10 protein-coding genes are annotated in these 11,735 nt (G+C 41.2%); 2 read left to right on the top strand and 8 right to left on the bottom strand.

The window, feature by feature from the left end; all coding sequences use genetic code 11:
• Positions 1 to 37 precede the first annotated feature (37 nt).
• The 5 genes from MSI_RS04200 to MSI_RS04180 all read right to left on the bottom strand — a co-directional run bounded on the left by MSI_RS04200 (position 38) and on the right by MSI_RS04180 (position 6,336).
• A complete protein-coding gene (locus MSI_RS04200; RefSeq protein WP_009104036.1) occupies positions 38 to 1,099 on the bottom strand; it encodes an ABC transporter permease in 1,062 nt (353 codons plus the stop codon).
• An 11-nt stretch (positions 1,100 to 1,110) separates the two neighbouring features.
• Positions 1,111 to 2,184 (bottom strand): ABC transporter permease, encoded by a 1,074-nt coding sequence (locus MSI_RS04195; RefSeq protein ID WP_009104035.1) that lies wholly within the window; start codon positions 2,182 to 2,184, stop codon positions 1,111 to 1,113.
• Positions 2,177 to 3,697 (bottom strand): sugar ABC transporter ATP-binding protein, encoded by a 1,521-nt coding sequence (locus tag MSI_RS04190; RefSeq protein WP_009104034.1) that lies wholly within the window; start codon positions 3,695 to 3,697, stop codon positions 2,177 to 2,179. Before MSI_RS04190 ends, MSI_RS04195 begins: the two co-directional genes overlap by 8 nt.
• A gap of 105 nt (positions 3,698 to 3,802) precedes the next feature.
• Complete coding sequence (locus MSI_RS04185) at positions 3,803 to 4,792, bottom strand: ABC transporter substrate-binding protein (RefSeq protein WP_009104033.1); 990 nt, start codon at positions 4,790 to 4,792, stop codon at positions 3,803 to 3,805.
• A gap of 383 nt (positions 4,793 to 5,175) precedes the next feature.
• Positions 5,176 to 6,336, bottom strand: coding sequence for a hypothetical protein (locus tag MSI_RS04180; protein ID WP_009104032.1), 1,161 nt, complete (start codon positions 6,334 to 6,336; stop codon positions 5,176 to 5,178).
• A 166-nt stretch (positions 6,337 to 6,502) separates the two neighbouring features.
• Here MSI_RS04180 and MSI_RS04175 point away from each other — a divergent pair, with 166 nt between their 5' ends.
• Positions 6,503 to 7,135: an adenylate kinase gene (locus tag MSI_RS04175; protein ID WP_009104031.1), complete on the top strand. Its 633-nt coding sequence runs from the start codon at positions 6,503 to 6,505 to the stop codon at positions 7,133 to 7,135.
• 198 nt (positions 7,136 to 7,333) lie between these two features.
• On the opposite strand, the gene MSI_RS04170 is transcribed toward MSI_RS04175, so the two are convergent.
• Positions 7,334 to 9,010: a formate--tetrahydrofolate ligase gene (locus tag MSI_RS04170; protein WP_009104030.1), complete on the bottom strand. Its 1,677-nt coding sequence runs from the start codon at positions 9,008 to 9,010 to the stop codon at positions 7,334 to 7,336.
• A gap of 154 nt (positions 9,011 to 9,164) precedes the next feature.
• On the opposite strand from MSI_RS04170, the gene MSI_RS04165 reads away from it, so the two are divergent.
• Positions 9,165 to 9,437, top strand: a complete 273-nt coding sequence (locus MSI_RS04165) for a co-chaperone GroES (protein WP_009104028.1) — start codon at positions 9,165 to 9,167, stop codon at positions 9,435 to 9,437.
• 1 nt (position 9,438) lies between these two features.
• On the opposite strand, the gene MSI_RS04160 is transcribed toward MSI_RS04165, so the two are convergent.
• Both MSI_RS04160 and nusB read right to left on the bottom strand, forming a co-directional pair.
• Complete coding sequence (locus MSI_RS04160; RefSeq protein WP_009104026.1) at positions 9,439 to 11,286, bottom strand: M48 family metallopeptidase; 1,848 nt, start codon at positions 11,284 to 11,286, stop codon at positions 9,439 to 9,441.
• Complete coding sequence (gene nusB / locus MSI_RS04155) at positions 11,267 to 11,734, bottom strand: transcription antitermination factor NusB (RefSeq protein ID WP_009104025.1); 468 nt, start codon at positions 11,732 to 11,734, stop codon at positions 11,267 to 11,269. The genes MSI_RS04160 and nusB overlap by 20 nt, the downstream gene beginning before the upstream one ends.
• Between the last annotated feature and the right edge of the window lies 1 nt (position 11,735).

Below are 11,735 nucleotides of genomic sequence, written 5' to 3'. Positions count from 1 at the left end.
TGAACAGCCCCGGAAGAAGGTTTATGAAAAAATTACATTAGTTTCTGTTTCTGTTCTTAATGATTACGAATACACTCTGCAATACGATGAAGAAACAAAGGATTGCAGAAAGTACGATTCTTGCCCACCAGCTTGAAAGTGTACCCTGGAAGCGGATAAGGCTTTCAATAGTTGCCTTAATCAGAACGCCGAATACAGTTCCAACTACAGTACCAACACCACCGGTAAGCATAGTTCCACCTATGACGGCAGACGAAATTGCTTCCATTTCAAAACCTCGTGCCTGCTCAACGAAGCCCGAAGTTGTGTTCAGACAGAATACAAGACCACCAAGGGAAGCCAGGAAGCCTTCCAGCATATAAGCCATGAACTTTGTCTTTTTAACGTTGATACCCATCAAAAGAGCGGACTGCTCGTTTCCACCAATTGCGAACAAGTTACGTCCAAAACGTGTATATTTAAGCATCCACCAGATAATCACAACTGTAATCAAAGCGATGATTACACTTGGGTGAACAAACGGGAACATCAGAACACCGCGTTTGTTGTGGTAAGGTGCAAACAATACACGAATATCTTTATTGGCAAGACCTAAGAAGAACTTACTCTTGGTAATTGCAATCTGCTGAGAGCTGATAATAGCAGTCAAACCACGGCAGAAGAAGAGTCCTGCAAGGGTGATTACGAAAGGCTGCAATTCCATGTAGGAAATAAGCCAGCCCTGAGCGGCACCAAACAAAACTCCGAAGGCAAGAACAATCAGAATTGCAATACCGGCAGGCATACCCATTTTTTCCATGTAATAAGCCAGAATCATACAGTCAAGACCAACTACAGAACCAACCGAAATATCAATACCGCCGGTAATCATTACAACAGTCATACCCGAAGCAACAATCAAAAGACCTGCGTTATCAATCAGCATGTTAAGGAAGGTCTGCATCTTATTAAAGCCCTGATCGCTGTAAAGAATAAGACCAGCAATATACATAAGAACAAAAAGTCCGATAGTTACCATCAAAAGGAAGTTGCTGGAATCGATTTTAAATCCTTTTTTTACAGCAGCTAAAATTCCGTGTTTTTCGTTTTTGTTTTCCATTTCTCCCCTCCTTATTTAGCAGTAACAGTACCCAAGGAATTGTTAGCAGTCTTGAGCTTTCTCTGAGCCATCCATTTTTTGAATGCCGGAGACTGGAATACAACAATCAGAACAACAACAACGGCCTTGTAAACCGGAAGCTGATCTGCACTAACACCAACTGCATACAAACTTGTTGTAAGCGCCTGAATTGTAATGGCACCGATTACAGAACCTGCAAGATTAAACTTACCACCGCCAAGGCTGTTACCACCAAGGGCAACCGCAAGAATGGCATCAAGTTCCATGTTCAAACCGATGTTGTTAGCATCACAGGAATAGATACGGCTTGAAGCAATCAAACCTGTTACACCAGAACAAAGTCCTGAGAATACATAACAGAAGAAAATAACCATTACAGAATTGATACCAACAAGGCGTCCTGCCTTAGGGTTAATTCCGACTGTCTGAATGTAAGTACTCATGGCAGTTTTTGTCGTAACAAGATAAGTGATTGCAACAAAGGCAACCGCAATAAAGATTGGGGTCGGTATGATACATCCAGGAATAAATCCACCGATATATTTGTAAGACTCCATGCGGACATAGAGAATTACACCGGTTGCAAGCTCTGTAGAGCTGATAAGCTGGGCAATACCACGTCCTGCAGTGTACATAATCAAAGTTGCAACCATAGGCTGAATGTTAAGCCCCGCAACAAGGAAACCGTTTACAGCACCACAAGCAAGGCCAAGAAGCAAACCAAAGAAGATTGCCAGAGCCGGATTCATCATATATCCGTCGTAGCTTGAACCAAGAAGACGTACAATCAAAGCGGCAGAAACTGCTGCAATTGTACCAACCGAAATATCGGTACCCCGCGAGCTGGCAGCAACAAAGGTCATACCAACTGCAAGAATAATAAGTTCGCTTGAACGGTTCAGAATATCAATCAAGAAGCCGTACAAAACGCCGTTATTAATAGAAATTTTAAAAAATCCCGGAGTAATGATTGCGTTAATTATCAGCATCAAAATCAACGCAGTAATCGGCAGCATAAGCTGACTTTTTCGGGCTTTATTCCACAACTGATACAAATTAGCCATTTGCTTTTCCTCCCGCAATTGCAACCATTACATCCTGCTGAGTAAGATTGTCGTTCTTAAGTTCTCCAACCTTTTCACCATCGCGCATTACGCAGAGGCGGTTTACAGTACGGAGCATTTCATCAATTTCAGAACTGATGAAGACAACAGTCAAACCTTCTTTTGCAAGCTGAATTACCAGCTTCTGGATTTCAGTCTTAGTACCAACGTCAATACCGCGGGTAGGCTCATCCAGAATCAGGAATTCAGGGTTGGTTACCAGCCAGCGTCCGATAATTACCTTCTGCTGGTTTCCGCCCGAAAGTGCCTTAATAGGAGTTTCCATGGAAACAGTTTTTACATTCAAAGCCTTAATGTATTTTTCAGTAAGCTCAATCTGCTTAGACATAGGAAGCTTTTTGAAAACACCAGTCTTTGCCTGCAGTGCAATCATCATATTATCGCGGATAGAAAGATCAGCAATGATACTTTCCGCCTTGCGGTCTTCCGGAAGATAAGCCATACCGCGCTTAATAGAATCAAGAGGAGAAAGCGCATTAAGAGGCTTTCCGTTGAATTCCAGAGTTCCCGCATCAGGGTGGTCAGCACCATAAAGTGTGCGGACAAGTTCTGAACGGCCAGAACCAAGCAGACCAGTCAAACCGATAACCTCACCCTTTTTAATGGTAAGCTCAAACGGCTTGATTGTACCCTTATGAGTAAGACCAACCGCCTTCAAAATTACAGGAACATCATCGCGCTCTTCAATAGAGTTATCCGCATGCAGGTTATCAAGTTCTGCAACTTCGTGACCAAGCATGGCCTGAACCAGCTCAAGACGAGGAAGTTCTTTTACAGTGTACTGACCTTCCAGTTCACCGTTTCGCAAAACAGTAATCTTATCGCAGACAGCATAAACCTGCTCCAGGAAGTGAGTTACGAAGATAATACCAACTCCGCGGCTCTTAAGACGGTTCATAACCTTAAAGAGCTCTTCTACTTCCTTATCATCAAGAGAAGAGGTAGGTTCATCAAGAATCAAAACCTTACAGTCAAAGTTTACGGCGCGCGCAATGGCAACCATCTGCTGAATGGCAACTGAATAGTCACCAAGACTTTTTGTTACATCTATATCGCCAAGACCGACTTCTTCAAGAACCTTCCTGGCTTCTTCATTCATTAATTTCCAGTCAATTGCAAAATGTCTTTTCGGCTCGTGACCCGCAAAAATATTTTCAGCAACAGAAATATTCGGACACAAGTTTACTTCCTGATACACAGTACTGATTCCGTTCAGCTGCGATTCCTCAGGAGAATGGTTATTGATTTCCTTTCCTTCAAGAAAAATCTCACCAGCATCTCTGGTATAAATACCAGTCAAAACTTTAATCAATGTTGATTTTCCGGCACCGTTTTCACCCATCAAAGCATGAATTTCACCCTTACAGAGAGTAAAATCAACATTCTGAAGCGCTTTTACACCCGGAAATATCATTGTAATGTTTTTCATTTGAAGCAAAACATCATTTGCCATTTTCTTTTTTTCCCTAAGTAAAAATTCTTAAAAAAAAGGCTGGAGAGTGCAGGTATTTACACCCTGTGCAGCTCCAGCCTTTCCAGCTAAATAACTAACTTATAATTAGTATTTACGTGTTGGAAGTTTTGCAGCAGCATTTTCCTGATCAAATACTTCTTCAACTACGTACTGGATCTTGCTCTTGATTCCTTTAGGACCTTTAGCTTCCAAAGTCTTGATGATTTCATCAACACGTGGACCGTGGAGTGGGTTACATTCTACAGCACAGTTGATTTCACCAGCGATCATCTTGTTGAATGTTTCGTGTACAGCATCGAAACAGATGATGATGATGTCTTTTCCAGGTTTTTTACCAGCAGCTTTGATAGCGTCGATTGCACCCCAAGCCATGTTGTCGTTTTCAGCAAATACTACATCGATTTTTGGAGTAGATTTGAGGATAGACTCCATAACTTCCTGTCCTTTAGACTGTGTGAATTCACCTGTCTGCTGAGCAACAAGTTTCCAGTTTTTGTGAGCAGCAATACCTTCTTCGATACCCTGTGTACGTCCGATCTGAGCAGAAGCACCAATTGTACCCTGAAGGTCTACGATATTAATTTCGTCCTTATCGCGGCCAATCTTCTTGAGGTAACCTTCAAGCCATTTAACGCCGTCGCGTCCTTCCTGAAGGAAGTTTCCGCCTACCCAGCAAAGATAAAGATCATCTACACCAGTCATCTGGCGGTCAGAAAGAATTACAGGGATACCAGCAGCCTTAGCTTCCTGAAGTACTGTTCCCCATCCTGTTTCTACTACAGGAGCAACTACGATGTAGTCAACATCCTGCTGAATAAAGCTACGGATAGCCTTAATCTGATTTTCCTGCTTCTGCTGAGCATCATCAAAAATCAATTTGTAGCCATTAGCTTCTGTGAATGTCTCTTTGAAAGAAGTTGTGTTAGCAAGACGCCAGTCAGATTCAGCACCTACCTGTGCATAACCAACTGTAATGAGCTTCTTAGCAGGAGCCTTCTTTTTTGCTGCGAACATACTGCTTGCAGCTGCAACCATAAGACCTGCGGCAACCAAAGTCTTAACTGTTTTTTTCATATCCATTTCCTCCTAACGATTTGGACAAGTTTTTATTATAATTAAATACTAAACCCGCCTCTGTCAGAAGTACATGTAATTTCTTACGGACTTTGTTCAATTTTTTGGGTGTTTTTTTTCGGAATTATAGAGAAAAGTTTGTATTTTTTACGAAAAGTTATGTTTTTTTCAGCAAAAAGTTAAGATTTTTTTTACAAGGAGGGCGGAGCCCCGCCCTACGGTCGCACTTCGTTGCGCCCTACCCCACCCAGCGGGGGAAGCCCCCGCAACGCCCCCTGCCGATAATCGAAGAAGCGTTAAAAACGACAGTCCATCGCGACTGTCGTTTAGCTTCATCGATAGAAACGGCTCGACAAGCTATGCTTGTCGTCGCGAGCGCACTGCTACAGACTAAATCTCAAGCTGAAAGCCGCACCCCAGATTGTAGAACTGAAGTCATAGCTTCCACTGAAGGTAAGATCAATAACTCCCAGGTCAAAGGCAAAGCCACCCTGAACGACAGGTCTGCATTTAAAGCCGTCAGCGCCGCCAGCGATATTTCTTGGAAGAAGACCACTATTTACAACCTGCGTCATAGTTAATGACGAGTCGCTTAAGACATCAGTCCAGTCAATATTCTTAACATACCAGTCAACCTTAGAATTAGTAAACATAAGTCTGAAGCCCACAAATGGTCTGAAGAAGAGCAGCTTTGTAGAAATCTGACTGTTCAAAGTAAAGTTAGTTGATTTGAAATCAAGACCTGCACAGGCAGAAGAGTTATCAACATTTACGCTGCCCTTTGTATAATAGAAGCCTGCACCAACAGAAAGTTTTGTATCAAGGATATGAGGTTCCCACAAACAGTAGCGGATATCAAATCCAATAGAAAAGAAGTCAAATTTAACATCCTTCAAAGCTTTATCAAGTCCCAGTCTTGAAGAATTAAGACCGCTGAGGGTAAAACCAATATCAAAAGGAAGATTTAAATCAAATACTCTTACGCCACCAAGACGGGCATCAAAAGTAATTGTCGGTAATACAAGTTTTGAAGGAAGTCCTCCCAAATCCATTTTAAATGCTTCGCCCATAGACTTAAACGAACTCATATCAAGAGAGGCAGCTCCGATATTAGCACCAAGACCAAAATGAGGACAGAAGCCTCCGTTTCCAATCTGTACTAAATAGCCAATCCAGGAAGTAGCCCATACATTCTGCTGAATCTGAGAATTAGGCAGAGTATTTTTCAGATCATCACTAAAATTATTCAAGCCATTAACTGCCGTAGTATAAGGAGCAGGAGTTCCCATTGCAGTAGTCATGTTAGTATATGCAGACTTAATTTCAGCTTCATACTTTGTAATATCTGTTTCTGAAACAGAATTGTTAGTAAGTGCAGTCTCAATTGCAGAGCGGTTGTCATTGACAAGTTTTACAAAGTCTGCCGGTACATCATTAAAAGTATGAGTATTTCCGTCGCCCCAGTTAATTGTCACACTATCAGCAAAAAGCGGCAGGCTGGCCAGCATCAAAGCGGCACAAATACCTGAAATAATCTTTTTCATTACTTTTCCTCCAAATATAATAAGAAGTTATATCTGTGTCAGCGTATCAGATTATAACCTCCACTACTGTGCAAGTCAAACAAAAGCTTACAAAGCAGATTTATTTCATTTGTCAATCAAGGGAATTCCTTATATAATTAAATAATTATTTTTTTAGGAGATATAAATGAACAATTTCATTTTTTTAGGCCCACCGGGAGCTGGTAAAGGCTCACTTGCTGTAAAAGTTGCAGAAGACTACAAAATCCCACATATTTCTACTGGTGATATTTTCCGTGCAAATATTAAAAATCAGACTCCACTTGGAGTAAAGGTTAAGGCTATCATCGATTCAGGTTCACTTGTAAGCGATGATTTGACTTGCGAACTTGTAAAAGACCGTCTTTCTCAGCCAGACTGCAAAAACGGCTACATTCTGGATGGATTCCCACGCACAATTCCTCAGGCAGAAATGTTCACAAAGATTTGTGATGATGTAAAAGTTGTAAACTTTGAAATTAAGGACGAAATCGTTATCCGCCGTCTTTCTACACGCCGTGTATGTAAGGCTTGCGGTGCTAACTTCAACGTTCTTACTCTCCCTCCAAAAGTAGAAGGCGTTTGCGACAAATGTGGTGGCGAACTCTACCAGCGCGACGACGACAAGCAGGAATCAATCCTCCACCGCATGGACGTTTACCGCGAGCAGACAGAACCTCTCATCAAGTTCTACCGCGACAAGGGAGCCATCACAGACCTGGATGCTTCTATTGAAACTGACGTTTTGCTTGGAAAATTCAAAGAGATTTTTAAGGCATAATACAGTCTACCAATAAAAAAACAGCTTTCAGTCGAGTTGTTGATTCCAAAACCGCGCGATATCGCGCTACACGCTATTTGTGGTAAAGAAACTATAGAACCTGCCGCTCGCGCGGCAGCCACAAATAGAGTGTTTTTGTAATCCACAACTCTCCTTCGCGCTGTTTTTTTTATTTAACCTTTATCTTCCAAATATATCTTAGAATAATCCTGTAATTACACCGTCGTCATCAACATCAATATTAAGAGCAGCCGGTGCCTTTGGTAATCCTGGCATTGTCATAATATCGCCTGCCAATGCAACAACAAATCCTGCACCAGCATAAAGCTGAACATCGCGAACCGGGAATACAAAGCCTTTTGGAGCTCCAATTAAGCTTGGATCATGGCTGATTGAATTCTGTGTCTTTGCAATGCAGACAGGAAGTTTTCCGTAGCCCTGTTCTTCAAAAGCTTTAAGTTTTTTAAGAGCAGCGCTGTCAAAGTCTACGCGTTCTGCACGGTAAATCTCTTTTGCAATTTTTTCAATTTTCTGAGTAAGAGGAAGTTCATCCACATAAAGATGATGGAAATCTGCCTTTCCGCTGTCAGCAATTTCTGCAACAACTTTTGCAAGTTCGGCAGTTCCGTTTCCACCCTTTTCCCAGCCTTCGCTGAGCACTGCTTTTGCCCCAATTTTTTCGCAAAGTGACTGCAAGAGTTTAATTTCTTCATCGCTGTCGGTAATGAACTTGTTCACAGCAACAACAGAAGGTAATCCGAACTTTGCAATGTTTTCTATATGAGTTTTAAGGTTTTCAAAGCCTTTTTCAAGGGCAGCTGTGTTTGGTGCAGCGAGGTCAGTTTTTGCTACTCCACCATGCATTTTAAGGGCGCGGATTGTTGCAACAATTACAACAGCATCCGGCTTAAGACCTGCAGAACGGCATTTAATATCAAGGAATTTTTCTGCTCCTAGGTCTGCGGCAAAGCCAGCTTCTGTAACAACATAGTCACCGGTTGCAAGGGCACACATAGTTGCATTTACGCTGTTACAGCCATGGGCGATGTTTGCAAAAGGACCTCCGTGAACAAAGGCTGGGTTCTTTTCCAGAGTTTGAACAAGGTTAGGCTTGATTACGTCTTTAAGAAGGGCAGCAACGGCACCTGTACATTTAAGCTGACCAAATGTTACATTTTCACGGGCATAATTCTGGCCAATTACGATGCGGTCAATTCGTTCTTTAAGTTCGCTGATAGTTTTTGAAAGACAGATAATTGCCATGATTTCTGAAGCAACAGCGATTGTAAAATGGTCTTCTCTTGGAACGCCCTGAAGTCTTCCTCCAAGACCAACAATGATGTTGCGGAGTGAACGGTCGTTCAAATCCATACAGCGTTTCCAGCTGATAGTTCTAGGGTCAATTCCAAGCTGGTTACCCTGCTGAATATGGTTATCGATTAATGTTGCAATCAGGTTATTTGCAATAGAAATTGCGTGAATATCACCAGTAAAGTGCAGGTTGATGTCTTCCATAGGAACAATCTGGGCATATCCGCCACCACAGGCACCACCCTTTACGCCAAAACAGGGGCCAAGACTAGGCTCACGCAGGGCTACTACAGTTTTCTTTCCGATTTTATTAAGACCGTCTGCAAGGCCAATACTAACTGTGGATTTTCCTTCGCCTGCAGGAGTAGGAGTAATTGCCGTTACAAGAATAAGCTTTCCAGGTTTTTGGCAAGCCTTTTTTTGCAGGGCTTTTAGTTCTTCAAAAGTGATTTTTGCCTTGTAAGGGCCATAGAGTTCAAGTTTGTCTTCTGCAATTCCAATTTTTGCAGCCACTTCCTTAACAGGAACCATTACATTTTTCTGGGCAATTTCAATATCTGTCATGCATGCATTTTATAGGAAATAAAGCCTTCTTTCAACGAGGAGTCACAGTCACTTTGTTATTTTTTTTCTTGCCGAATCAACGTATTTTTATTATTTTAATATAAAGAAAAATATCGCGGGCTCTGACCAGCTCGCTCAAACAGGAGATATAAAAATGAAAGTTAAACCTTTAGCAGATCGTGTTCTTGTAAAAAATGACAAGGCAGAAACAAAAACAGCAAGCGGACTTATCATTCCGGAAGCTGCTCAGGAAAAAACTCAGACTGCTACTGTTGTAGAAGTAGGTCCTGGAACTGACGATGTAAAAATCACCGTTAAAAAAGGCGACCGCATCATGTACGATAAATATTCTGGAACACAGGTAAAAATCGACGGCGAAGATCACCTCATCCTCAAGATGAGTGACATCATCGCAGTAATCGAATAATTTAATTCATAGAACGTAATTTAGTTCTTAACAAAAATGCCCTTTCGTTTTCGTTATCTATGTTATAAGCGTAGTCAGCCGAGCGGAGGGCATTTTTATTATCCCCTTCCGAAACATATATATTTGCCAGCCTAAAAAATATATCGCTTCTAAGCTTATTGTTTACTTCCCGTCCAGCAGTCTTTCCGTATAAATCCATGGCCCTCTGCTTTTCACCATTAGCAAAGTACATATCACTAAGATTCATACAGGCAGCACTTCCAACCCGAGTAGAAATCTGACCTTCCGAAGTAATTCCCCCGCTTTCAAAAACGCAGAATTCGTAAATTCTCAGAGCTTCAGAAAAGTTCTTTGTCATCGCTGCAAAATATCCGCCGAATTCCGCCATCGGAAGATTAATTTCCTTTACACGCTCTGCAAACTGAACGAAAAATCCTTCCTTATCATTAAAATGATACTTATCATAAATATATTTATAAAAAAGATTATAGGCGTCTTCAGTCTGTTTAGTTCTGAGCAAAAAGTTCACAGCATACTGAACCAGAAGCTCCTTGTATTTTTCGCCTTCAATATAATTGCGCTCAAGAATAGTCCACAAATCGCGGGTCTTTTCTTTTTCAGTAATATGACGGTTTGCCTTATATTCAAGGTCAAGTTTTTCCATTTCAAGATAGGGTTCAGGTCCTTTTTCAAGGCATAAATCAATTCTATAAAGGGCATCGCTCAAAGGAATCTTACGACGGTTATCATATTTTTCCATGGCAAGAGAAGAAATACCTGCCCTTCTTAAAGCCTTAACCTCATCATCTTCTTCCCGCTCAAGGCTGGTCTCATAGGCAAAATCTGCATACAAAATCAGACCAGGCACAAAATCAGGATAATTAGTAACAATATCAAAAAGAAGATCTGCTGTTGCATCAGCATCTTTAAGGCCTTTTGCCCATAAGGCAGAATTTACCATAATCACAGGGATAAGGCTGTCATCCCCCTCTTTTTTAGGCAGGTCAAAAATTACAGGTACAATTTCCTGGCGCACATTTTCCGCACCCTGGAAATCAGAAAGGGCCATAAAGGAATCAGATTCAAGGGCAATCTGAGCAATCTGGCTTACCCGGTAAAGTCCGCTGTTCTGATAATCCTTCAAAAACTGCTTTGATTTTTCAAGAGCATTTATAGAATCATAAAATTCCCCGCCATCGTACAAAACCGTTGCCCAGAAATAAGCATCATCCGCGTCTGCATAAAAAGCAGGATTGAGCGTTGCAGCCTTTTTGAGCTCGCCTGTATAAAGCATGTAAACCGCACAGTTTTTCAGCCACAAAGGATTTTTACTTCCGTTATAGGCATCAAAGAAAATCTGAAAAAATGGTTCCTGAACAAAATAAACAAAGGAATCATCCGAGGACTTATTCTTCAAAGCCTTACGCAGATAGACTTCCGAGTAAAGAGAACCGTATTTTGTATTTTTAAGCTTTTCTGCAAGCTTTTCAGCTTCCTCGAAGCGGCCAGCAGTAATCAGATATTTTGAATAAACAGCAAGAATCTCAGGATTATTTGAATGGCGCTTTACAGCCTTTTTTATAAGCTTTTCAGCAGCATCGTTTTCTGCAAGCTTAAGATAACGCTTGTAAACTCCAAGATAAGACCAGGAATCCACAGCCTTTTTCTGAACCTTTTTCAGCTCCTTAAAAGCCTGCTTTTTCTGATTTTGTGCGATTAAAGAATCAATAATTTCTAAACGGTAGGTTAAAGACTTTTGTTCTGCCTTCATGCGGCAGGCATTCAGACAGAACAAAATTAAAAAGAGAATTGAAAGATTTACAAGTTTTCTAAGACTTTTTTGCTTCATCTTTTCCTATTTTATCAAGCACAGCGTTAATAAATTTATAGGAATCGTCAGTGCCAAAATCTTTTGCAATCTTAACCGCTTCATCAATAACAATCTGCGGTGTTGAACCAGCCTGGAACTTCATTTCGTAAATGCTTGTTCGCAAAATTGCAAGTGTTACCTTATTAATGCGCTCAAGCGACCAGTCCTTAGTAAGATGAGCCTTAATCATGTCATCAATTTCTGAAATATGATCTACAGTACCAGAGGCAATAAGGCTTGCAAAAGTCTGTTCTTCTTTTGAACTTTCCTTTACTTCTGCAACGGCAACTTCAGTTTCCGGATTTGCAGTAAATTCAGAGTCCTTCTGAAGCCATGAAAAATTCAGTAAATCATCCAAAGAACTTTTTGTAGCCTCCCAGGAAAACAAAACCTGGAAAGCAAGTATTCTTCCTTTTCTTCTGGACACT

Source organism: Treponema sp. JC4, from assembly GCF_000260795.1.
In the GTDB taxonomy this organism is placed as follows: Bacteria; Spirochaetota; Spirochaetia; order Treponematales; family Treponemataceae; genus Treponema_D.
Note: the sequence above shows the minus strand (reverse complement) of the source record. Positions and strands in the feature narration are given on the sequence as shown.